This window comes from Oceanisphaera litoralis, assembly GCF_016907015.1.
GTDB lineage: Bacteria > Pseudomonadota > Gammaproteobacteria > Enterobacterales > Aeromonadaceae > Oceanimonas > Oceanimonas litoralis.
Window position 1 is genome coordinate 41934 of record NZ_JAFBBE010000006.1, and the last position, 22996, is coordinate 64929.

The 22996-nt window shown below is 59.5% G+C and carries 28 protein-coding genes; 5 read left to right on the forward strand and 23 right to left on the reverse strand.

The genetic code is table 11. From position 1 onward, the window contains the following. Window positions 1–192 precede the first annotated feature (192 nt). Window positions 193–522 (reverse strand): BolA family protein, encoded by a 330-nt coding sequence (locus tag HNR62_RS05025; RefSeq protein WP_204794990.1) that lies wholly within the window; start codon window positions 520–522, stop codon window positions 193–195. Between the two features lie 58 nt (window positions 523–580). Between HNR62_RS05025 and HNR62_RS05030 the strand changes: the two genes are divergently transcribed. Genes HNR62_RS05030 through HNR62_RS05045 form a run of 4 tightly spaced genes read left to right on the forward strand, consistent with a single transcriptional unit; the run spans window position 581 to window position 4238 of the window. Then, window positions 581–1729 carry a methyltransferase gene (locus HNR62_RS05030; protein ID WP_204794991.1) on the forward strand — a complete coding sequence of 383 codons (1149 nt, stop codon included), beginning with the start codon at window positions 581–583 and terminating at the stop codon, window positions 1727–1729. Window positions 1730–1741: 12 nt separating this feature from the next. After that, entirely contained in the window at window positions 1742–2320 is a 579-nt protein-coding gene (locus HNR62_RS05035) for a YajG family lipoprotein (protein WP_204794992.1), read from the forward strand. Further along, a complete protein-coding gene (locus HNR62_RS05040; protein ID WP_204794993.1) occupies window positions 2321–2890 on the forward strand; it encodes a peptidylprolyl isomerase in 570 nt (189 codons plus the stop codon). After that, window positions 2886–4238 (forward strand): AmpG family muropeptide MFS transporter, encoded by a 1353-nt coding sequence (locus tag HNR62_RS05045; protein WP_420827140.1) that lies wholly within the window; start codon window positions 2886–2888, stop codon window positions 4236–4238. Before HNR62_RS05040 ends, HNR62_RS05045 begins: the two co-directional genes overlap by 5 nt. A 175-nt stretch (window positions 4239–4413) precedes the next feature. Here the strand turns inward: HNR62_RS05045 and HNR62_RS05050 are convergent, their stop codons facing one another. After that, window positions 4414–4896, reverse strand: coding sequence for a YajQ family cyclic di-GMP-binding protein (locus tag HNR62_RS05050; protein WP_204794995.1), 483 nt, complete (start codon window positions 4894–4896; stop codon window positions 4414–4416). A 128-nt stretch (window positions 4897–5024) separates the two neighbouring features. Here HNR62_RS05050 and HNR62_RS05055 point away from each other — a divergent pair, with 128 nt between their 5' ends. Continuing rightward, window positions 5025–5915, forward strand: a complete 891-nt coding sequence (locus tag HNR62_RS05055; protein ID WP_204794996.1) for a ketopantoate reductase family protein — start codon at window positions 5025–5027, stop codon at window positions 5913–5915. 152 nt (window positions 5916–6067) lie between these two features. On the opposite strand, the gene thiI is transcribed toward HNR62_RS05055, so the two are convergent. The 21 genes from thiI to HNR62_RS05160 form a co-directional block, all read right to left on the reverse strand. Continuing rightward, window positions 6068–7516: a tRNA uracil 4-sulfurtransferase ThiI gene (gene thiI, locus HNR62_RS05060; protein WP_204794997.1), complete on the reverse strand. Its 1449-nt coding sequence runs from the start codon at window positions 7514–7516 to the stop codon at window positions 6068–6070. A 213-nt stretch (window positions 7517–7729) separates the two neighbouring features. Then, window positions 7730–7957, reverse strand: a complete 228-nt coding sequence (locus HNR62_RS05065; RefSeq protein ID WP_204794998.1) for a hypothetical protein — start codon at window positions 7955–7957, stop codon at window positions 7730–7732. A gap of 66 nt (window positions 7958–8023) precedes the next feature. Next, window positions 8024–9526, reverse strand: coding sequence for a hypothetical protein (locus HNR62_RS05070; protein WP_204794999.1), 1503 nt, complete (start codon window positions 9524–9526; stop codon window positions 8024–8026). Further along, window positions 9526–9777, reverse strand: coding sequence for a bacteriocin (locus tag HNR62_RS05075; protein WP_204795000.1), 252 nt, complete (start codon window positions 9775–9777; stop codon window positions 9526–9528). The genes HNR62_RS05070 and HNR62_RS05075 overlap by 1 nt, the downstream gene beginning before the upstream one ends. 1 nt (window position 9778) lies before the next feature. Continuing rightward, window positions 9779–10183 carry a hypothetical protein gene (locus tag HNR62_RS05080; protein WP_204795001.1) on the reverse strand — a complete coding sequence of 135 codons (405 nt, stop codon included), beginning with the start codon at window positions 10181–10183 and terminating at the stop codon, window positions 9779–9781. Beyond that, window positions 10183–10872 carry a hypothetical protein gene (locus HNR62_RS05085; RefSeq protein ID WP_204795002.1) on the reverse strand — a complete coding sequence of 230 codons (690 nt, stop codon included), beginning with the start codon at window positions 10870–10872 and terminating at the stop codon, window positions 10183–10185. The genes HNR62_RS05080 and HNR62_RS05085 overlap by 1 nt, the downstream gene beginning before the upstream one ends. Before the next feature lie 19 nt (window positions 10873–10891). Then, a complete protein-coding gene (locus tag HNR62_RS05090) occupies window positions 10892–11245 on the reverse strand; it encodes a hypothetical protein (RefSeq protein WP_204795003.1) in 354 nt (117 codons plus the stop codon). Next, a complete protein-coding gene (locus HNR62_RS05095) occupies window positions 11232–11540 on the reverse strand; it encodes a DUF4376 domain-containing protein (protein WP_204795004.1) in 309 nt (102 codons plus the stop codon). Before HNR62_RS05095 ends, HNR62_RS05090 begins: the two co-directional genes overlap by 14 nt. Next, a complete protein-coding gene (locus tag HNR62_RS05100; RefSeq protein ID WP_204795005.1) occupies window positions 11524–11868 on the reverse strand; it encodes a hypothetical protein in 345 nt (114 codons plus the stop codon). Before HNR62_RS05100 ends, HNR62_RS05095 begins: the two co-directional genes overlap by 17 nt. A 9-nt stretch (window positions 11869–11877) precedes the next feature. Further along, on the reverse strand, window positions 11878–13629 hold the full coding sequence (locus HNR62_RS05105) for a phage tail tip fiber protein (protein ID WP_204795006.1): 1752 nt from the start codon (window positions 13627–13629) through the stop codon (window positions 11878–11880). Beyond that, window positions 13626–15224, reverse strand: a complete 1599-nt coding sequence (locus HNR62_RS05110) for a hypothetical protein (protein ID WP_204795007.1) — start codon at window positions 15222–15224, stop codon at window positions 13626–13628. Before HNR62_RS05110 ends, HNR62_RS05105 begins: the two co-directional genes overlap by 4 nt. 105 nt (window positions 15225–15329) lie before the next feature. Continuing rightward, window positions 15330–15611: a hypothetical protein gene (locus HNR62_RS05115; protein ID WP_204795008.1), complete on the reverse strand. Its 282-nt coding sequence runs from the start codon at window positions 15609–15611 to the stop codon at window positions 15330–15332. Further along, complete coding sequence (locus tag HNR62_RS05120; protein WP_204795009.1) at window positions 15608–15922, reverse strand: hypothetical protein; 315 nt, start codon at window positions 15920–15922, stop codon at window positions 15608–15610. Before HNR62_RS05120 ends, HNR62_RS05115 begins: the two co-directional genes overlap by 4 nt. Continuing rightward, window positions 15919–18165: a phage head spike fiber domain-containing protein gene (locus tag HNR62_RS05125; RefSeq protein WP_204795010.1), complete on the reverse strand. Its 2247-nt coding sequence runs from the start codon at window positions 18163–18165 to the stop codon at window positions 15919–15921. The genes HNR62_RS05120 and HNR62_RS05125 overlap by 4 nt, the downstream gene beginning before the upstream one ends. Further along, window positions 18162–18545, reverse strand: coding sequence for a hypothetical protein (locus tag HNR62_RS05130; RefSeq protein WP_204795011.1), 384 nt, complete (start codon window positions 18543–18545; stop codon window positions 18162–18164). The genes HNR62_RS05125 and HNR62_RS05130 overlap by 4 nt, the downstream gene beginning before the upstream one ends. 1 nt (window position 18546) lies before the next feature. After that, complete coding sequence (locus tag HNR62_RS05135; RefSeq protein ID WP_204795012.1) at window positions 18547–19221, reverse strand: phage adaptor protein; 675 nt, start codon at window positions 19219–19221, stop codon at window positions 18547–18549. Window positions 19222–19230: 9 nt separating this feature from the next. Further along, on the reverse strand, window positions 19231–19821 hold the full coding sequence (locus HNR62_RS05140) for a hypothetical protein (RefSeq protein ID WP_204795013.1): 591 nt from the start codon (window positions 19819–19821) through the stop codon (window positions 19231–19233). Continuing rightward, window positions 19821–20246: a hypothetical protein gene (locus HNR62_RS05145; RefSeq protein ID WP_204795014.1), complete on the reverse strand. Its 426-nt coding sequence runs from the start codon at window positions 20244–20246 to the stop codon at window positions 19821–19823. Before HNR62_RS05145 ends, HNR62_RS05140 begins: the two co-directional genes overlap by 1 nt. Window positions 20247–20298: 52 nt before the next feature. Continuing rightward, entirely contained in the window at window positions 20299–20688 is a 390-nt protein-coding gene (locus tag HNR62_RS05150) for a hypothetical protein (protein WP_204795015.1), read from the reverse strand. 65 nt (window positions 20689–20753) lie between these two features. Continuing rightward, window positions 20754–21962, reverse strand: coding sequence for a phage capsid family protein (locus HNR62_RS05155; protein WP_204795016.1), 1209 nt, complete (start codon window positions 21960–21962; stop codon window positions 20754–20756). 57 nt (window positions 21963–22019) lie between these two features. Further along, the gene (locus tag HNR62_RS05160; protein ID WP_204795017.1) at window positions 22020–22934 is read right to left on the reverse strand and encodes a hypothetical protein; all 915 of its coding nucleotides are present in this window, start codon (window positions 22932–22934) and stop codon (window positions 22020–22022) included. Window positions 22935–22996 lie beyond the last annotated feature (62 nt).

Consider the following 22996-nt stretch of genomic DNA (forward strand, 5'->3'; position numbering starts at 1 on the left):
TTTAACGCGACGGCTGCCATGGCAATTACCAAAATTTACCGGCTCTTTCGGCAAAGTTCGGTTGTTTAAAGTTTCAGCTAGCAAAAATAAGACCATGATATTTAGCCACTTATTATGCTTTAGTCGCATGACAGCCGTGCGGACTCGTAACGCAGGTGCAACTGAATGCCGAAGCGCGAATCACATTCATTTTCAACCCGAGACGCCACTCTGGCCACGACAGGCCGGGCTGTCGAGCACGCCGTTGCGCGCCTGCCATTCGGCGGGGGTCAGGGTATGCAACGCCAGGGCGTGAACACCGCCGGCCAGCTCGTCGGCCAGCAGCGTATTCAGCGTTCGGTGTCGGGCCAGCAAGCGCTGCCCCTCGAACTGCTCGCTGACCACCACCAGCTTGAAGTGGGTCTCCGACCCCGGTGCGACCCGGTGCATATAGCTTTCGTTGATCACTTCCAGGTGCGTCGGCGCCAGCGCCGCCTGCACCTTGCTTTCGATAAGACTTTGTATCGACTGTTGTATCGACATAAGGAACTCCTGAATAAAACTGCTAAAATGGCTCTTTTTTCTGTCGGGCCATCGCATCATGAACCTCCACCTTCCCCTGCCTCAGGGTGGCGTGCTGCAACTGCAGCGCTACCCTCGTTCTGCCCAGCACAGCCTGCAAGCCTGGGATGCGGCCGATGAATATATCATATCCGAGCTGATGAGCCGGGAATGGGACCAGAGTGCTCCCCTGCTGATCCTCAACGACGGTTTCGGCGCCCTCACCCTGGCGCTGCATCATCACAGCCCCTGCAGCTTCACCGACTCTCGCGTCGCCGAACTGGCGCTGACCGCCAACGCACGGGACAACGGCCTGGAGCCGGGCTGGCAGCCGCTGAACAGCCTGTCCGACTGGCCGCTTTGCGACGAACAGGCGCCGGGGCTGGTGCTGATGAAGCTGCCCAAGACCAAGGCCCTGCTGGAATATCAGCTCGCCGCCCTGAGTCGGGTAATGGGGCCCAACAGCCTTCTTATCGCCGGCGCCAAGGCCAGGGACATTCACAGCTCGACCCTCAAACTGTTCGAGCTCCATATCGGCCCGACCCATACCAGCCTGGCCAGGAAAAAGGCCCGGCTTATCTTCTGCCGGCCGGCCCCGGACAAGCGCCCGACGCCGCTGCCCGCGCCCCTGTCATGGCCACTGGAAGGCACCGACTTCATCATTCACAATCACGCCAATGTGTTTTCTCGTGCCAGCCTCGATATCGGTGCCCGCTTCATGCTGGAACATCTGCCCACCAACCATGACGGCCGGATCATCGATCTGGGCTGCGGCAACGGGGTACTGGGGCTGATGACCCTGGCACGTAACCCCGAAGCCCGGGTCACCTTCGTGGACGAATCCTATATGGCCATGGCCAGCGCCCGCCTCAACGTAAGCGAAAACCTGCCCGAAGCCGAGCCCCGCGCCCGCTTCATGGTCAATAACTGTCTCGACGGCGTGGCCGCCGACAGCGCCGATCTGATACTGTGCAACCCACCGTTTCACCAGCAACAGGCCATTACCGACCACATTGCCTGGCAAATGTTTGTCGATGCCAAACGGGTGCTTCGCCACGGCGGCCACTTGCTGCTGGTCGCCAACCGTCATCTTGATTACCATCAGAAGCTGAAACGTCTGTTCGGTAATCAACGGGTGGTGGCATCCAACCGCAAATTCGTTATTCTCAGAGCCACCAAAATCTCTTAAGGAACGCTTTTCATGAAATCCATCAAATGGTTGATAACCGGCGTGCTGGCGCTGAGCCTGACGGCCTGTGCCAGTTACTATCCCATCGCAGTTGATGTCAGCCCAACGGTACAGACCAGTGCCGGTGTCTACCGGGGCCAACCGGTTTCGCTCGGCAGCAAGGACGGCCGCAAGAACGACTACATCATTCAGATAGAGCAAAAAGACAAGGCGCCGGTCGTGGTGGGCGCCAGCAACAACCTCAAGGTGCAGCTGGAGCAGGCGCTGGCCCAGGGCCTGAGCACCCAGGGTGCCTTTATCGAAAACGGCGCTCGCACCCAGGTAGAACTGGAACTGCAGGAAGTGCTGGCCCGGGTGATCCGCGGCCACATCAGCTACGACGTGGTGCAGCAACTGCGCATACAACTGACCCTGAAGCGCGATGGTCGCACCATCACCAAGCAGTATCGCCGCAGCGCCCAGGCCGAGTTTCCCGGTCGTCTGCATCCGGAGCTAGACAAGGTAAAAGAAGCCTTGAACCAACAACTGTCGCTGCTGATACAGGATATACTGGCCGACCGCGACATACAGCAATTTATCGGGGGTAACTAAATGAAGCCTTTTATCCTGCTGATCGCCGGATTGCTGGCGGCCACCACCGCCCTGGCCGGCCCCAGGGTCGAGCTGGTCACCAACATGGGCACGCTGGAAGTCGAGCTGAACGAAGAGGCCGCTCCCGCCTCCGTGGCCAACTTTCTGCGCTACGTGGATGACGGCAGCTATAACAACAGCCTCTTTCACCGGCTGATCCCCGGCTTTGTGGTACAGGGCGGTGGCTTCAACACCGACCATGAGCCCTTGCCGACCCATGCCCCCGTGATAAACGAGTCCGGCAATGGTCTGTCGAACCTGACCGGCACCATCGCCATGGCCCGAACCCAGGACCCCGACAGCGCCACCCGCCAGTTTTATATCAACCTCGGCGACAACCTCGCGCTGGATGGCGGTCGCAAGGCCGGTTACACCGTGTTTGGCAAGGTGATAGACGGCGAACAGGTGCTGCAACAGATGGCGCGGGTTCCCACCGGTATGAACCTGAAGCTGCGGGCGCGGGACGTGCCGGAGCAGAACATCATACTGCAGCAGGTTCGCCGGCTGGATGACGGCGGAGCGACGCATTAACGTCTTGAGCAAAGACAGATGGACACAGCAACTGGCGCTCTATGCGGAGCCTCGGGTGCTGACCCTGTTTGCCCTGGGGTTCTCCTCCGGGCTTCCGCTGCTGCTGGTGTTCGGCACCCTGTCGTTCTGGCTGCGAGAAGCCGGCGTCAGCCGCACCAGCATCGGTTTTTTCAGCTGGGTGGCCCTGGCTTACGGCGTGAAGTGGCTCTGGTCGCCGCTGGTCGATCGCCTGCCCCTGCCCTGGCTGTCACGCACCATGGGCCGACGCCGCAGCTGGATGCTGTTGTCTCAGCTGATCATCATGGCGGCACTGGCCGGCATGGCCTATTCCGATCCGACCACCCAGATGGTTAACCTGGCGCTCTTTGCCCTGGCGGTGGCCTTCGCCTCGGCAACGCAAGACATCGTCATCGACGCCTATCGCATCGAGGCCGCACCGGAACGACTGCAGGGAGCCCTGGCCGCCGCCTACATGACCGGCTATCGGCTGGCAATGATCATGGCCGGTGCCGGTGCCCTCGCCATTGCCGCCTGGGCCGGTTCCGATCTGGGGTACGATCCCGTCGGCTGGCAGGCCGCCTACCTGTGCATGACGGGGTTTATGCTGGTGGGGGTGATCACCTGTCTGCTGCTGCACGAGCCCGATGTCGACTTACGTCAGCAGCAACAGGAACAGGCCGACCACCGCCGGCAACTGCTCGACCGGGGCTACCCCCGCTTGCTGGCCGGGCTGCTGGCCTTTTTCGCCAGTGCCGTGGTGGCGCCCTTTGCCGAGTTCTTTCATCGCTTCGGCCGTCAGGCGCTGGTGATACTGGCGCTGATCGCCTGTTATCGGGTGTCGGATGTGGTGATGGGGGTGATGGCGAACCCCTTCTACGTGGACATGGGTTTCAGCAAGTCACAGATTGCCACCGTCACCAAGGTGTACGGTGTCATCATGACCCTGGTGGGCGCGGCGGTGGGCGGCATCATGGTCAGTCGTTTCGGCACCCTGCGCATCCTGATGCTGGGGGCGGTGCTGGCGGCAGGCACCAACCTGATGTTTGCGCTGATGAGCCAGCTGGGCCCGGATGTTCGACTGCTGACGCTGATTATCTCGCTGGACAACCTCAGTGCCGGTATTGCCACCGCCGCCTTTATTACCTATCTGTCCAGCCTGACCAACGTGGCCTTTTCCGCCACCCAGTATGCGCTGTTCAGCTCGGTCATGATGCTGCTGCCCAAGTTTCTGGCCGGCTTCTCGGGCATGGCGGTGGATGCCTACGGCTATGCGCTTTTCTTTGTCGGCTCCGCCGCCATCGGCCTGCCGGTGCTGTGGTTGATCCGACGGGTGGGGAAAACAGCTTAAAGCTTTTGGTTTTTTCGCCGTCATACCGGGCTTGCCCCGGTATCTTTGCGCAAACGACACCAAATTCAAAACAAGATCCTGACGTTCGTCAGGATGACGCTCTTTATTGAGCTTGGCGCCAGACGTCTACCTTTCTCTCCTCACCCCTCACCGCTTTCCCCTCACGATTTATCAATCAATCGCGGAAATTATTGAACTGCAGCGGCTGCTCCTGCTCGCCCTGGCGCAGCAGCGCCATCACCTGTTGCAGATCGTCCCGCTTCTTGCCGGTCACCCGCAGCTGTTCGCCCTGAATGGACGCCTGCACCTTGATCTTGCTGTCCTTGATCTGCTTGACCAGCTTCTTGGCGAGAGCAGTGTCGATACCCTGCCTGAAACCCAGATCCTGAATATGACGCTTGCCCGAGCGCACTATGCTACCCGGATCCAGCACCCGGACATCGATGCCCCGCTTGATCAAGGCCCCCCGCAGCATATCCCGCATCTGCTGCAGCTGAAACTCCGCATCGGCACTCAGTTTGACCTTCTCGTCTTTCAGCTCGAAGCTGGCCTCGACCCCGCGAAAATCGAAACGGGTATCCAGTTCCCGATTGGCATTTTCCACCGCGTTACGCACTTCATTCATCTCAACTTCAGACACAATATCAAAAGACGGCATACCGACTCCTTTAAACGGTTTTGTTAACCGGTAGCAACAAAAAAACACGCTGGTAACAGCGACGCTTCGCGGCTAACGTATAGCCTCCAACAAAGGAATGATAATAACAAAATTCAGGGGATAGAGTGATGACGGAATGGACCATTCTCGGGGCTGGGGCCCTGGGTTGTGTAATGGCAGGCCTGCTGCGCCGTCGAGGCGAGCGGGTCGGCTTCATGTTGTCGGCGCGTCACCGCGGCCATTTTCACCCCAGCCTGGATCTGATCACCCTCGGCGGTCGCCATGAGCTTATCCAGAGCCAGCCCCGCTTTCCCGAGCAGGCCCGGCAAGTGGAGTGCCTGCTGGTGTTCACCAAGGCCTATCAGGTGCTGGACGCATTAAAAGGACTGCAAGGACTCCCGACCACGACACCCATCATGCTGCTTCATAATGGTCTGGGCGTGGCAGAGCAGGTGCAGGAACTGTTTCCCCACAACCCGCTGATTGCCGGGGTCAGCAGCCACGGCGCCATGAAAGAAGGCGACTGGCTGGTGCGCCATACCGGCAAGGGCGAAACCTGGCTGGGGCCGCTGAACGACGCTGCCAACGCCTGGTCTCATCTGACCAAGCCGCTGGCGGCGGCGCTGGGGCATGCCGAGTGGAGTGAAGATATTCTGCTGCACCAACATCGTAAACTGGCACTCAATGCGGTGATCAACCCGCTGACCGCCTGCAACAATATCCGCAACGGCCAGCTGCTGGAGCCCCGCTTTGCCGATGTGCTGGAACAGCTGAGTGAAGAGGTATTTCAGGTCATGGCGAGCCTCGGCAACACCGAGGCGCAAACCGACTTTCGCCGGCGTCTGCAACTGGTGATCGAACTCACCGCCACCAATTATTCTTCCATGCACCAGGATCTGGCCCATGGCCGAAAAACCGAGAATGACTACATCACCGGTTATATCCTGGCTCATGCGGGCACACAGCCGGTACCGGTCAGCAGCCAGCTTTATCAGGAAATAAAACGCAGAGGCGGATAGGGCAAAGGAATGTGAGGGGTGAGTCCGTAGGGTCGATTTCAATCGACCAAAGGCCGTTACTGGCTGATTAAAAAGGTCGAATGAATTCGACCCTACAAGATATTACACCGGCGTTTTCTGTTTTACTTAAAGCTTACCGCTTAAGGCTGCTATCAGGGCTTGTACACCTTGACGTTGTCGAAGCCCTGCTCCTTGAGGTGAATGGCCTGCAAGCGACTCATGACCCCACGGGCGCAATACAAGAGGTAAGTCTTGCCCGAGTCCAGTTCGGCAAACTGGCTCGACAGTTTGAAAAACGGCATGGTCACGACGTTATGGCCGGGGACGCTCAGCGGCGCCTCTTCTTCTTCTTCCGGAGAGCGAATGTCGAGGATCACCTCGGCCAGATCCTCCCCCTGACTGAACTCCACTTCCGGCAATTCCCACTTTTGTTCCAGCGTGCGCACGTCTTCCACAAAGGCGGCCTGAATGGCGGTGTCGAGCACGGCAAAATCGAAGTTGGCTTCTTCATGCTCCACCTTGCCCAGCTTGGCCTTGATGGTGGGGCTCTGGGAAATAACACCACAATATTCCGGCATTTTCTCGGCATAGGCGGCGGTGCCAATCTGGCGGGCAATATCGATGATATCCTGCTTGTCGGCGGCAATCAGCGGCCGCAGTATCAGGGTGTCGGTCACCCTGTCAATCACGTTGAGGTTGGTCACCGTCTGGCTGGATACCTGGCCCATGGACTCACCGGTGACCAGGGCGTTGATCGCCAGCTTCTCGGCCACGGCGGCGCCGGCGCGCATCATCATCCGCTTGAGCACCACGCCCATGTGGCCGTTATCGACCTTTTCCAGTATTTCACCGACCACTTCCTCGAAAGGCACCGAGATAAACTTGACCCGGTGCGAGGAGCCGAATTTCTTCCACAGGTAGTACACCACTTCGCGTACGCCCGCTTCGTGCTCTGCCCCACCCAGGTTGAAGAAGCAGTAATGCACCCGGCTGCCCCGCTTGATGAACTGATAGGAAGACACCCCGGAGTCGTATCCGCCGGACATCAGGCTGAGCACGCTTTCCTGAGTGGCGATGGGATAGCCGCCCAGGCCCGCATGCTGCCGGCTGATCAGATAGAGGCGCTCGCCATCCAGCTCCAGATTGATCTGTACATCCGGTTTTTTCAGCTTCACACCGGCGGTATCGCAACGCTGGTTCAGGCCGCCACCCACGTAACGCTCCACATCCAGCGAACTGAACGACTGCTGGCCACGGCGCTTGGCGCGTACGCAGAAGGTCTTTCCGGCCAGCTGGTCGCCAAACATCTCCTGGGTCAGGGTCAGAATCTCATCCAGCGATTCAACCTTGTGCTCTACCACTTCCAGAAACGACTGTATGCCCGGAATACAGGCCAGTGACTCGATCAGGGCCAAACGGTGTGATTCGGTAAAAATATTGGTACGTACGATCAGCTTGTCCCAGTCGGACCGGATCTTGATATTTTCATCCAGAGGCTTGAGCACATTACGAATATTGCTCTGCAAGATCTTGCTCATGCGCTGGCGCACCGACTTGCTCTTGATGGTGATTTCGGGATGCAGCTTGATAATAAATTTCATAAATTCGGTACGCCTAAGACAACAAAATAGAACAACAAAAATAGGACAACAAAAAACAAGGCCCGGCATTATACACGATTGTGATAACGGGCATAACATAAGCTAACAGAAGCGCATAAGTAGCGGCTTCGGCTATGTGCTTTGTTAGGTGTAATGGTCTGCACCTAACAAAGCGCATTGGTTTTTGACCCCTATGTGACCCCCGCTTTTTCCTCATGCGGAGTAGCCGAATACCAGGTGATACACGTCCTGCAGGAACGCGGCGCCCAGCACTAGCACGATGAATGCAAACAGGAATGACAGCAGGGTTTCCAGCCCGCCCGGTGTCGCCTTGACAAAAAACCAGCCACCGGCTACCAGGCAGGCGGTGGCGATCAGGATATGCTCTACGCCGACCATGGCCGCACAGACGAAAAAAAATACCCCCAGCAGGTAGGCCATACCGAACTCCATTCGAAAGATGAAGCCTGAGTATAACCTCCCGCCGGGGGGCATGAGCAGACCGCGTTACCTGGACAGGCCGTAAGTAATCCGCCCCCCTTGCGTCTGACTCAGAGCCGGTCCGCCCGCCTGTTGCGGTGACCCCGCCGGGGTGGCGCCTTCTTTTGCTGCGATCCGCTCTTCCAGCTCGGAATTGCTCAGCTCCTTCGCCGCCTGCAGGTGGAAGTTAACCCGCTCATCGAGCGCGGCCGGGTCGCCACTGCGCACGGCGGCCACGTCTTCCGGCGCGCCGCTGGCGGCCAGCACCTTCAGCCAATCTCGACGGGCGCTTTTACCCTGGCCGTCCGGCGCCGACTCCACCCAGGCCTTGAGTGGATCCTGATTTTTCTTCTGCCTGGGTTGGTTGATGTTGTGCAGATCGCCCAGCCCTTCCTTCTGGCCGGCAAAGGTGGCGCTGATATCCTGCTTCATCTTCACTGCCTGATCTTCCTCGATCTCCTTCTTGGCCAGCATCTTGTCCACACTGGCGAGTTGTTTGGCCTTTTCTTTGAGCATGCCGGTAGCGGCTGTTTTGTAGCCCTTTTTGTCCGGGCCTTCGGTAAAGCCCATGGTCTGTGACAAGCTTCCCATCACCCCGGATTCTTGCATCTGCTGAATAACCGAACCCTGGGCGCCGAAGTATTTGATCAGATCGGTGACCGGGACTTCTTTGACAGGGTCATCCGGGTCGGCTGTGCGATTCAGTGTGGCCGGCCGATTGGCGCTACTGCCATCTTCGTATTCCACGCGCATGGTCGGCACCACAGTGTCGCCGTTGGGGCCGGGTACAAAGCCCACCAAAGATTTACTCTTGATGGCTTTGCCGGTTTGCGGGTCAATGTCCCCGACGCCCTTGCTCAGCTCGTAGCCCAAAGCGGTATTGGCGGCCTTGATCACTTCCGGCTGATTGTAGGTTTGATACAGCTCTTGATCACTCTTGTTATCCAGTTCACCATTGGCGCCCATCTGCACCACCTTATTCAGGTGGCCCATTACGGTGCGGTTGGCGTTGGCCATATCGGGATTGGCAAAGCGGCGCGGATCCAGGTGCCTGGCGGCCGGGTGCTCGAACACCTTAAGCAAGTCCGGATTCTGCTGCAACAGCGAAGGGTCATTGTAAACCGACTGGATCACATGCCCGTTCTGCTGCAAGAAAAGCTGATTGTCTTCCTGCTCTTGCTGCCGCTGAATGCGCTGCTCCTGCAGCTCCTGCAGCTTCTGCTGGCGTTGCTGCATAGACAACTGGGCCCAGCCCCGAGCGCTGGCGTCCTTGCTCGTTTGCCTGCTGTGGTCGAGCTGTTCGCGCTGCAGGGCGTGACCCAACCCCCACTGCTCGTCCGCCTTAGCATCGCGGCCTTCGGTGCGCTTCATGCCCCACTGCTGGTAATCGGCAGCCCGTTGGCTCTCGGTCTCGCGCAGACTCATGGCCTTGTCGGCGCGTTCGTCTTCTTTCTTGCCGCGCTGGTAGTTGTTCATGACCTGGAAGCCAGACAAGAAACCGCTGGCCAGTGAACCCAATCCTTCCGCCATCAGAATAACCCCCCTGCAATAAAACCAACTGCACCACCAACTGCAGCACCAACGGGCCCGCCCACCATAAAGCCCACCGCCGCACCGGTACCGGCCGCACCCATTTGATTGCTCTTCTTCTGCGACTTAGCCTGCTGCTTCATCTGCTCGTTCTGCATTTCCCGCTGCTGCCGTTGCTCTTCAGCCTGCGCCAAACCATCCATCCCCTGCTGGCGAGTTTGGGTGCCAATATCCAGTAAGCCGTAGCCCATCTTATAATCCCCCTTCCTGTAGTTTTTCCCGGGTACCGGCATCGGCACCGGTCAGAATGCCCATCTGTCGGTCTTTCTCGTGGCTGCGGGTGGCGTTCTTGGTGCCGGCGGTCATCAATGCCTGACGCAGGCCAGTGCTGTTATCATTGCTATCCTGCTGCCGGGTCACTCCCATGCGGGCCAGTTGGTTATCTTGCCCCTGTTGCGCCTGACGCAAGCTGTTACCCACCAGGCCATCGGTGCGCTCCAGTTGCTGCTTGGCAAGGGTCTCGTTAGTGGCCAGGGCCATCAACTCTCGCTGCCTGGGCAGAAAGCGCTGCTCCCAGTCGGCGTACTGTGCCCGAGTGATGCGGGCAAAGTTGGTTTCTGCGGCACGACCGCCGCCGGCGATACCTACGGTTGCCATTATCGACCTCCTACATGAGTGGCTGCTTGCGGGTTATAGAGCTGATTCTGACTAAGGGATGCACTGCTAAGCTGTTCGCCGGTACTGCCGGGCGACATCGCAGGCGCTTTGGCTTGCCCCAAACCATAAGAAGTGGCGGCCCCGGCCAGCGATCCAACCAGACCCGCAGTGGCGGCCCGACTGGAAAGCTTTTTCTGGTGCGCCATCTGTGCCTCAGCGCTGGCCTTGTTGTGCGCCATGGCGGAAATATTCTGATAGCCCTGCATCGCCTCCGCCTTTTGCCCCTGGCCGATAGCGGCAATGTCCTTCAGGCCCGCCACATACTTGTCCTGCTGGCTGGTCTGGGCTCGGGCGACCGTGTCCGCCTGGCCGACCATTTGATCGCCGGTCAACTCATCCATGATGGACTGGTATTTGCCGCTGGTAGGATCGACGCCGGCTGCCGCCAATTCATCACCTGCCTGACTTCGAGCCTTGCCAAAGCTGGACGCATAGCCCAGCCCCGCCTCGCCGGCCAGCTGATCATATTCCTGGCCTTTATTGAGATCGGACACCTTGTCCATAAACAGGTTTTCGAATGGCTTAAGCTCCTGCTGGTACATGTTCCATTGTTTTGCGGCGACTTCTGCCGCCGCCTGTTGCTGTGCTGTTTCGCGAACTTCGTTGGAGCCGCCGCCACCACCACCCATGAGTACCTCGCTTGTCGAATTAAAGAGTCAGTTGAAATGTTATTGAGCCATCGGCCGAGTCGGCCACGCGCCGCCAGCCCAACCGGGGCGCCATGCGCAAGAAGCCGCGGCGCCGGGTATGAAAGCGCAGCCAGCGCCCCCCGATCTGGCGGGTCAGCTGCTCGATCTCCGGCTGATACCGACTTAACCCGTCCCGGCGCTCACTCCAGGCCGCCCAAACCAACACGCCCACCACGCCGTTTTCCACCAGTGGCTTGAGTACCCAGCCAGCATCAGGCCGCACAAACAAAAACGCCTGCTGGTTAAGGCAGGCGTCTTGTATCTCGAGCATCAGGCCGGGGTGATCGGCCTTGAGTCGTTCAAGGGGTGGCATCTTTTTGGCTCCAACAATGGCGCTGTATTTGCTCGCAGTGGGCATCTACGGCAAGGGCCAGCTGCTGGAACTGTTCCCGACTAAGCCGCACCTCGGTATTGCCCTGGTTGCGCCACTCTACAGTAGTGATGCCGGGGTCAAGCATCAGTCGCAGAGCCCGGCTGGCGATGGCTGCACGGCTGCTGGCATCAATTTGCCAATGGTGGCCACCCCATTCCATGCCCGCAGCAAAAGCCCGGTCGCGGCCCTGATTGGCCCGGGCCCGGCGCTCAGGCGAGTTATGCCGGATTTTCAATGGTGAACTCCTTGCGCAGGTACTGGGGGCCGGCGTCCACCTGGATCAGGTAGGTACCGGGGGCATCAAACTCGAATTCAGGCTGCTCAGTGCAGGGGTAGGTCACGTCCTCAATAGAGATCGCGCAAGGCAGAGGAAGGGCTTCCAACTTATAATCACCTTTCGGTTGCACCATCGCTTCGTCATCAATCCAGTGCGTTTGATCCTGAACCCCATCACCGACCCACGCGGCCAGCTCACCCTCTTGCAGCTGAGCAGAGACAAAAGATAAAGGTGCATCCACCATGCGGGTGATTTGCCCAGTGGTGGGAAGGTATAGCGCGAACATATCCCCTCTCTATCGTTTAAGTACAATAACGTAAAGCGTGCGGTAGCCCACGGCCACCGAGGCATAATTGTCTACCCGGCGCACCCTCAAGGTAATACTTGTCGCGCCGTTGGCGCTGCTCATGCGGGCGGCGCTCAGCATCTGCATGCCATCATCAATATATGCGTTAAGGTTTTCCGCTTGCAGAAGGCTCGAGCCATCACGCAGCAGCTGATAATCGACAATGCCGGCGCCCGTGCCAACAGAGTCACTTTTACTAACCCGGCAACTAAACCCAATGAGCACGTTCACCGGGTACCCCATGTCGGGAATGACCAAGCTTTGCACCGTGGACCAGCTGCCACCATTGCTCAACGTAATGTTGTCTTGAGTGTAAACACCAATAGGGACGCTCACGGCGCTACCGGCGATTTTTAAGGTGTCTACCGACAGGTCCTGTATATGGGCCGAACCCACGGCCAGGGCATCTATTTGCGCCGAACCAATAACGGCCTGCGCCAGTTTTGCCCGCGTAATGGCAGCATCGACGATCTGCGCAGAAACAATGTTGGCCACCAAGGCGTTAACCCTATCTGCAGTTATCTGCGCCGCCGCCAGCTGCTCGATAAACGCCTGCTTGATAAACGCAGTATTCATGTAAACCTTGCCGCCCTCCACCACGAACAGGTTGTCTTTGGTGGTGGGGCTGGCGGGATCAAACACCGCCATGCGGCCGGCGGCCACGGCAAATTCACTGGTGCCATCACTCCTTGCCAGCAGTCCGATGCCGGCCGTTATGTCGGCAGCCAGGGCTTTTATGGACCACAGCGCCTGGTAGGCTGCAGAGCCATCGGCGTTAATGTCGGCAATGGCCTGGTTAGTCGTTTGGATGGCCGCCGCATTCTCTCCGGCCTTGGCTACTACCGTGTCAATGCGCTGGCCCAGCGCACCATCGGCGCTGGTTCTGGCAGTGGTCTCTTGCTGGATTAGGGCCGCATTCTCTCCGGCCTTGGCTACTACCGTGTCAATGCGCTGGCCCAGTGCGCCATCGGCGCTGGTTCTCTCATCTTTTTCCGTGGTCACGGCAGAAGCTCTGGCGCTGGCCTCCCCCAATATCGCATCCACCCTTGCCTGGGTTTCTGCTGCAAGTCGGCTAGCGACGGATCCCGGCAAGGATGTCGGGCCATCAACCAGGCTGATGCGATCTTGAAGGTGTTTGGTGAGGTAGCTTTCACTTAGCTCACCCGCCATTTCTTCGAGTATGTCGTCAATGGCCCGGCTGGTTTCGGCATAAACGCCACCCGGCCCAGTGTAAGGCCCGCGCTGGTTGTTGATGTTGACGAAGCGCACCCAGTACCAGGCCTTCAGCGCGGCACCCACGGCGTCGGCATACAGGTTAGCGTTAGTGGTACCCACCAGCTCGGCTTCAGCCAGGTTGTCGGTGGGAGCTCGCCAAATCTCGGTATAGCTATGGCCCCGGTAGTTGGGCTTATCCCAGCTCAGCAGGACATTGTGAAAGGCGCCATTGGCAGCCATGTTCAGCGGCTTAGTCGGAATTTGCGGGGCGTCACCATTGCCGCCGGTAATCAGACCGGCATCGAACGAGGGCACATAGATATTGCTGCCCATTTTTCTAAGTCGTGCCAGGCCCAGCTCGGCCAGCTGGCGAACGGTCACCGCCTTGTCCAGGCCGTTGCCCCGCTGACCGGTGAGCAATTCAAGGTTTTCGGTTATTGCGCCCTGATCGCGTCCGGCTCGAAATCCCGGTTTGCTCCTGCTCATGATGCCTCCGCCATGCTGGTGGCCAATATGATGCGCTCCACTTCGGCTTGCGCCGCCACCTCAAGCTGCCACTTGGTTCCGCGCACAGCGGGCAGGCGAAACGCCCCCGCCGGCATCTGGCCCATGGCCAGACTCATAACCTCGATGCCATCCACCAGCAGTTTGATGCCTACCTTGCTGGCGTCGCTGGTCACCACCCGCAGGGTATTGAAGGCGCTGGCCACCGGCGCCACGAACTCCTTGCTGCGCCAGGTTGTGGTAATGGATGTGTTGCCATCCCGCCAACGGTAGAGTGTGGCGCCCTTGGCAATGTACAGACTATCCCGCTCCAAATCGTGCCAGGCGGCATCCCAGCGGTTATCGAAGTGACGAAAGTCACCACTCACCGGATCGAACACAAAGCCATGGCTGTCGGTAAGCCCGATGTATTTGCCTTCATGGGCCCAGGCACGCAGCGTTTCCGGTTGGTATTGCTGCCACTGATCGCGGGTAATCATGCCTTCGGTAATCACCAGGCCACCATTGCCGCCCACCGACACCAGGCCGTCCGGGCTGGCGTAGATCACCTGCCCGGCCACCACTATCATGGAGCGGGCAGACACGCAGGCCTGCTCCAGATCCAGCTTGACGCCGTTAATAGCAGATGGGGTCACGCCGCTAAACAGGTAGGGATAGCCCTTTGTGGCCACCACCAGGCTAGTGCCACTGGCGGCGATGGCCACCACATCGTGCTGAGTGGTTTGCCGGTTGGCTTGCGGCCAGGCATAGGGCAGATAGGCGCCGGAGAACAATACCTCGTTACCGGCAAAGCCGGCGGCGATGCCATTGGCCATCAGGCACAGGCCACGCATGTTATCCGGCGGTGGCAGGTAGTCGTAGGTTTCCAGCACCGGCCCCAGATCGTCGCTACCCAGGCCATCGGTGTAACTGGCGGTGGCAATGGGCAGCTCCGCCACCAGCAGATAATCGGCGGTGCCCGCACCTGAAACCGAGCGGTACAGTCGGCGGTGGGTAATGTTGCGGTCGTTCTGAGCTGGAGCAGTCAGATTCAAGGCAACCGCACTGCCGGGAATAGGCATTTCCACCGGCAGCGAGGCCGGACTTGGTGGGCCTTCCTCACCAAATGCGGTGAGCCAGGTCTGCACATAGTAGCGAGTTTCGTCATCGGTAATGGTGTCATCGCTGCCACCAGAGGGTGGTGCTACCGAGCTGACGATCACAGCCGGCGGCGCCGGTAATCCCAGCCGATACCAGGCGGTCGGCTTGGCGCCCGATCCCAACGCAATCGCTTCGGTGGTGACCTTGGGGTAATTGCCGTCGGTGTAGTACACCCGACCATGCGGATCCTGAGCAATCGGGCTGGGTACCACATCAACAGCAATCGGCCACTGTAGCCAATGATCTGCACGGTATCGATACAGCGTCTTTGGTGCCGCTGGCAGCGAGATACCGGCTGCCGCATCACTCATGAACGGGCTGATAATGCCATGATTGAAATGGCAGTTCTTGGCCACTACCGCCACGTCGTCCGGCAGCAGGTGGTCGGCAATGCGCGGCACCTCGCCACGCATCAAGGTAATGTCGATAACAGGCATGGGTTCCACACACAAAAAAGCCCGCGTCACGTTAAATGACGGCGGGCCGGAAATGAAAACGCCGGGCTGCAAATGCAGTCCGGCGATGATGGGGTTAGCGTAACGCTAAGCTGACCACAGGGCAAGCGCCCAAGCGATAGCGCCGCCGATGGCCCCCGGCAGCAGCAAATCGTTGACCAATCCATCCCGGTTCCACGACTCAGGCAGAAAACCGGCCTGCCAAGGCATGCGGCTGCGGTTGGCCTTGTTGGCAGTAAGCCAGCGGTACTCTGCCTGGGCGTGCTCCCGCCCAGCCCAAAACGCGGCCATGGCCAGCGCGGCCTGCCACTGCCAGCCAAATAAAGAGGCCGCCAGTACGGCGGCCAGGGTGATGATGGAATGATTCATGCGAACACCACCAGCGGCGTGGCCGGGGTGATCACTACACCGGCGGCGATGAGCGCCTCCACCACCGACTGATGGCGGGTGCGCAGGTTGGCGTGGGCGCCGGGCACCGGCTCGGTCTCGGGGTACTCCAGCCCCTCTTCATCGGTGAGCATCACGCCGGTAGGCCGCCGCAGTTCGGGCAGCCAGGCCAGATGATGATCGTGGCTACCGGTGATAACGGCACCCTCATCATCCAGCGGCAGCACCTGGGCCAGGGCTTGGTTCAGTTCCGGCTGAGTAGCGGCGTGCAGGTAAACGGTCAGGTAATTCATTGCGGGCCTCCCAGGGCGGAAATTTGCTCATCGGTCAGATCAGTGTGATAGATACTGAATAGTTTTATGCAGCTATTGATTTCATATCCAGCGCTTACATACCCACCTAAATTCATGCCATCATTTAATCCGTACTTAATAGGTAGCGTGGCACTTGATTTACCGTAAAAGACGCCATTGAAATAAATAGACACATCATTCCCGTCACATTTTAATACGCACCTGACTTTTCCTGCCGGAACTCCCGTCACTGCAAGATGCGCCCTATTGAGGGACAGTCCATCGTAGATGTTCCCCGCCTGCCAGCCATCTCCACTGGGGTTAGCACTAATCCTAATAATCCCCTCAGCACTATTAACCAACCCCGTCACCATGAAATATTTAGTGGCTACCCTACCCAACTCGCTATTGTCAGTGTCCAGAACAATGGTGAACGGCTTCCCGGGCGCAGGCAGGTTGTTTCTGGTGGGGATAGTGGCAATGTCGGGTGAACGGGTTACCATCGCCCCTTCGGTCCTCACCCTAGGCGCGCTCACAATGGCATCACGCCGAACCTGCAGGAATTTCCCGTACAGCCCTGACTCACCATCGCCGGTCACTTCCGTCGAATTTATATAAGGAAAGAATCGGATGCGGAAATCGGCAATATTGCGGGTAGTGGTAAACTGAAGCGTTACCCTGTACCAGCCGTTACCAATGGGCACTGAAGAAAAGTGCAACTGTTCACCAAAACTATTCCCTGCCGAAAAATTGGTATTATAAACCCCTCCATTCCCCGTCAAGTACAACAGCCCACCAGCTGATCCTGAGCTTCCGGCATCTGATGGCACCGGCAAAAATCGCACGGTGGTAGTGGCTCCAGCCGCTTTAAGATCCGCTTGAATGGTATAGGTGGCGGCTGCTCCCAATGATGCCAATATCTGTTGATTCATGCTGCTATTGAATGCCGCCACACCGACATTAGGCCCCATATGGCAGACCATTCCGTCGACCGATTCGGGGTGATCGCCGATAACACTATTTGCAAAGAATCCTGAGCCGCAGCCCCAACCATTTTTATAAGCACCAACGGTCCAGTCATCACTCCAAAGCGACAGGTTGGTAAAAGACGGCGCCACAAATAGGCCATCGGCGGTAATTACCGGCTCGTCGATTCCGACACTCACCAGCTCCCCCGACTTGTTGATTCCAGTTGCCCCCGACGCCCGGCTGAAATCCACCGAGCGACTGGGTAACTGCACCAGCTGGGAGCCATCCTGGGCGGCCGAAACGTCGATGGTGTCGTGAGTGCCATACCCGCGCACGATTTCCAGAGAGTCCTTGAACGGGATGAAAACGTCAGGTTCGGGCAGATGCGCAAGGGAGATAGCATTAATGGTGTCGGTCTTAGCCTGATCGGCGGCGTCGGCGCTACCGGCAGCTTCCCCGGCCTTGGTGGTTGCGATACCCGCCTGAGTGGTGGCAGTGCCAGCCGCTGTCTCAGCGTTCGCCTTGTGCTGGCCAGCAGTTATGGCGCTACTGCTGGCTTCATCCGCTTTGGTGTTTGCGGTGCTGGCCGAACTGCTGGCGGCAGATGCCGACGCAGCTGCTTTGGTGGCGTGATGCTTTGCCGAGTATTTGCCGGCGTTGCCGGTGATAGCGGAATCGACGGTTTTATCGGCCCACTCTTTGGCCATCGCCTCATTGCTGGCGGCAGCGCTTTGGCTCTGACTGGCGGTGCTGGCACTGCTACTGGCATCACCTGCCTTGGTGGTCGCCGTGCTGGCAGCAGCCTCGGCAGCATTCTTGTGCTGCCCGGCAATAGTAGCGCTGCTTGAGGCTTCATTAGCCTTAGTAGCAGCTACTCCCGCCTGTTGAGTCGCCGTGGAGGCAGCGGTTTCACTGGCGTTCTTGTTACTCAGTGCTGCGGCCGCACTCGCGCTTGCCTCGGCGGCCTTGGTGGTGGCCGTGTTAGCTTGCTCGGTGGCAGTCGCTTTTGCAGTCTGGGCGGTGTCTTTGTGCTGCCCAGCGAGGGTGGCCGCATCGCTGGCTTCGTTCGCTTTAGCAGTAGAAATGCCAGCCTGCGTGGTTGCGGTTAGCACCGCACTATTTGCGCCACTCTCCGCCTGCTCTGCTGCCAGGCGATGCTGCTCGGTAGCATTGCGCGCCGCCACTAGGTCAGCGACGGATGCAGCCGCTGCCGTGCCGCTCACTTTTACGACTCTGGCCGGACGATGGTTTTCTTTTACGGTGATCACGGTCATGTCGCGCTCCGGGTGATGGTGTGAATAAAGCGCACGCGCCCGCCCACCAGATATTCCCTGGATCCGGCGGCATTAACGCCGAACAAGTCCCAGAACCCGGGTCGCCCGCGAGGGTTTGCAGGTGACACCAACGGCAGCAGATCGGTCATTTCACCGTGTGCCAGGGTTAGCCTGAGCTCACCGTTGACGGCATTACTCACATCAACCACAAAAGAGGCCTGCACAGATGACCGAACATCAAAATCACGGCGGATCTGCGCCTCAAACAGGCCGTATTGATCCAATGGTTCGAGCTGACCGTTATCATCCTCAAAGGTCAGCGATACGCCGTAGTCCTCACCCTCCGTCAGGGTGATATCAACAAACTCCTGCTGCTCCATATCACTGTCCCGTTACGCGGCTGAAGCCCGCATCTTTGGCCTGGGCCATGCCGGCGTCGGTGTTTACCTTATCGCCCAGCTGCTGCAGAAAGGCGTTGTAATGGCTGGCGGCGCGGTTGCTGTTGGCGGAATACTCGCTGTCTTTGCTGAAGGCGCGATACAAAATGAAGTCGATCAGCGGGTTGATATAGATGTCATCCAGATCGGCCACCGCCGGGCTGGCGTCTTCCACCTCGGCCAGGGTCTTGCTTTGCGGGGCCACCGAATAGATAACGTCCACCCCATGCGCCGCTGCAGGGCCCGGGTACAAATAGAACGTCTTGGGGTCGCGCTCGTCGTAGGTGTAGGCAGACACCTTGCTGGCATTCACTGCCGCATGCCAATCGGGGTAGCTGTCATCCAGCGCCTTGCGCGGCACATAGCGGATCACGCTGCCGGCGTCGTTGCGCACCACCTCAATCAGCCGCAGGGCGTCGGCCGGCAGGGTTTGCCGGGTGCCGGCAATGCAACTGAAGGTGACATTCTTGGTATGGGCGTCTGGGCGCATCAGTACGATGGCCTTGGCGGCGTCGTTGTAGTAGTCCAGCAATTCCTGCTTGGGCCAGCGCACCCAGGCCCTGTCATTCAGCAGGGTATTGGCGCGACCCAGAATAGAGTCAACGGTAACGGTAGCCATGGGGTTTCCTTAGAAGAAGTTGCGGCGGCGAACGGGGTTGGCATATTCCACCTGTTCGGGGGCGGCGTGGTTCTTGCGAAAGCGACCGGCTTGGCGAATGCCCTCGACGAAGCGCGCCTGGTACTCGCCACCGCGGCGCGGGTCGGTCCAGGGGCGATCCGGTTGCAGATACAGGGTGGCGGCGGCGCCGGCGGCCACCACATCGCGGTAATGGCTGTCCAGCAGCTCCGGCACCAGGCCGTTGTCCTTGCGCGGCTCGGCGGCGTACCAGAGGGTGGCGGCGGCGATATCAACCAATGCCATCACGCTGTTGGGGGTCAGGGCGTGATAATCGGTGCCGGCCTGATAGCGGCCGCCGCCGTCACGGTGGTCGGTAATGTGCAACAGCTGGCAGGCCTGCAGATCGTAGTGGTCGCTGACCTCCAGCACCTGGCCCTGGGTCCAGTCCGTGACCACGCGAGACAGGGTGATCAGCTCCGACTGGCGGCAAAACTGCACACAGGCATCAAACAGCGCCTCTTCCATACCGATATCCAGCGGCCCGGTAATCACCCGGCGCAAATCCGGCAGAAAACTGTCTACCCCCACCATGTTCATCATCAGTCCTCAGTCTTGTCTTTCAGGGCGTCACGCACGCGCACACGGAAGTCGCCAACCAGCTCGCCGGGCTCCAGAGTCAGTTCCAGGCCTTCTGCTTCGACAATGGTCTTGAGCTTGGCGCTGGTCAGGTTGCCCAGGTCGTAATCACCAACGCGGAAATTCTGCGCTTCGGCCATGGCCGCAGCTTCTTCTTCGGCCCTGGCGGCGGCTTCTGCGGCAGCTTTAGCGGCAGCTTCGGCTTCTGCTTTCACGTCGTCCAGATCGGCGGCCTGTCGCCAGACGGTGGGGAAGTCCAGCAGTTGATAGGCGATATCGGTCGGCACCGGCACCGGCTTCATGCGGGGGAAAATCAGGCGGCTGCCGGTGATGGTGTCTTTCTTTACCGGCTTATCGCCGATGTATACCAGGGGAATTACGTCACTCATGGGAGTCATCCAATAAAAAGGCGCCCGCAGGCGCCGAACGTGTAACGCAGGCTTACAGGTTGCCCACGACCTCGTACCAGAACTTGACCTTGACGTCGCCGGAGGCAGTACCGCCGCCCACGGTCAGGGTGATGGCCTCGCCCTCGCCGGTCAGCACGTCATCCACCGGGATGATCTCGCTGACTGCGGACGCGGTGGCCTTGGCACTCACCAGGGTCACACCGCCCACTTTGACGGTCAGGGTGGTGGAGGCACCCAGGGCGCCGGTGATCAACTGCACGGCAGAAATGCGAATGTTCTTCTCGGCGTTGTCGCCAAAGGTGATCACGTCGGCGGCAGGGACGGCGGACAGAGTAGCGATGTGGGCGGGGGAAACGCTCAGGTTGCCTTGCGGACCCACATACCAGCGGCGGCCGGTGCGGGTCAGGGTGGTGTTGGCCATGTCAGGCTCCTATCGATATGAAACAGGTAAAACCGGCCGAAGCCGGCCTTTATTGCGGGTGACGGTTACAGGGAAACGGCGGTATCGAGCGCCATGGCGCCGTGGTCCTGTACCAGGCCATCACGCTGCTTGAAGCGAATCTTCTTCAGGCCGTTGATCCAGCCGATGGACAGCTCGGTGCCGTTCTCGTGATCGGACATTTCTTCGTGCATGTTGAAGGCGCCGCCATCTTTGCCGGAACCGAAGGCGTTGGCCAGCGCCTGACCACCCAGCAGTACGGCGCGGTCGATGGTGGTACCGGCCGTCACGGCAGACTCGACGCCGGTGGCGCTGTTGGCGGTACATGCCTGCACGGTGCTGCCCTGATTGAAGCGGATCGGCATGCCCTTGTAGGGCTTAATCAGGATGTTGCGCCACATAGCACACTGGCCCCGGAAGATGCTGTGACTGAACCCGCGGCTGCGCTCCATGGCGGAGGCGGTCAGAGTCTGCCAGTCTTTACCGGCGGTGCTGGTGTAGAAGTCGTTCCACTGGCGCGGGGTAATCATCAGCAGGAACAACGGCTCACCACCGGAGGGGTCGGCCTGCATGCGGATCGGCTGCAGCGGGTTGACCATTTCATCCAGCGCCAAAGCCAGGTTGTCCACCGCATCCAGGCTGAACTTGTCGGCGGCGTCCAGGGTTTCAAAGGTGGTGGCGTCACCGCCGAAGAAGTGGCGGCCGTAGGTAGGCGCCTGCAGCGGGTTGACCATGATGTCCGAAAACTCGTCATCATTGGCAAGCGGCAGAATAATGTCGGAGGCGAAGTGATCACCTCGGGCGCCGGCCAGCTGGGCCATGCCGATCTGATCCAGCAGGCGACCGTAGTAGCCATCGGCCAGCAGGGTGCGGGCAACCTGGCGCAGGTCGTGCTTGGTGCGCTTCTGGCTCATCTTTCCGCCGGCATCGACACCGTGTCGCGCCTGGTTGATCTTGAGCCCGAAGTCGGCAGACGACAGGGATTCCAGGCGCCCGGCCAGCTTCTTATCGCCCATGGTGGGGCGGCCGTTCAGCTGGTGGAAGATCTGCATATCCACTTCATCACCGGCGGTCTTGTTCAGATCGGTCACCCGCACCACAGGGGCGGTGTGCGAGGTCTGCTTGCCGCCGTTGACCTTGGCGTTTTTGGGCGCCTCGTCGGTCAGAATGTTGATCAGGGATTCACTGCGCTGGGCTTCGGTGAACAGCGCCACCTGCAGCAGTTTATTGGCTTGCGCCGAAGTGACTTGCGTCATGATAGGTTCTCCTGGGAAAGTAAAACCCGGCGCAAGGCCGGGCGGGATAACTGAGCCTTACAAGCCCTGCTCTGACAGCAGCGCTTCAATCTGGGCGGGGGTCATGGATGACATTTCCGCCATCAGCTGCTCCTGACTCATGGCCTGATAGCGCTCGGCCTGCGAGGTGGGCGACTGTACCGTTTGCCCCACTTGCGAGGGGCTGCGCGGTATCAGGTCCACGTCCTTGGCCTGGGGTTCGGCCTTGGCGTCGGCTTTGGTTTCGGCCCTGGCGGGCGCAACGGCATCACCGAAGGCGGCTCTGGTGCGTCGTGCGGCTTCGGCGAAACGCTCGGCCAGGGGTTTGTCTGCGAACGCGGGATCACTCTTCAGCTGATCATCCACGGTAATGGCGAAGGTAAACCGGTCCGGGTCGCCGTCCTGCCACGCCTTGAGATCGGGCACTGCGTCCAGTGCATCCAATACCGGGTTGGCGGCGGGGGCGGCGGCCTGCTCCATGGTCTGCAGCTTGCGAGCAATACCCACCAGAGCCTTACCCACGTCCGGGTAGTCCTCGGCCAGTTGCTCGATCTGCTCCATGGTCAGTTCGTCCGATTCGGCGGCGATGCCGTTTTTCTCCAGCAAGGCCTGCAGCTTGTCACGCTCGGCAGAGGCGGCACGCATCTGCTCCACCTCTTCGCGCAGACGTCTGGCTTCTGCCCGCTCGGCTTCCAGCACTTCATAGGGAATGATGTGCTGACCGTTCTTGCTGGCAATGCCCCTGGCTTGCTGGCCCTGGCCATCGTCCTGTTCGGTAGCGGTCTGGTCGCTCTGGCCATCATCCTGCTCTGCCGCCGACGGCGCGGGGGATTCGTCCGTTCCAGAGCCGGTGTTGGTGGCGTCGTCTGCTGATTCCGCTTCGCTTGCGGCCAGCAGTGCCTCCAGTTCTTCCAGGGTTTCGGTGCCGTTCAGGTTGTCGATGTTCGTCGTCATGGTGGTCCTCGTTCAGGTGTCGGGTGTTATCGCTGCCCAGCGGGTCAGTTCACTCGGGAATG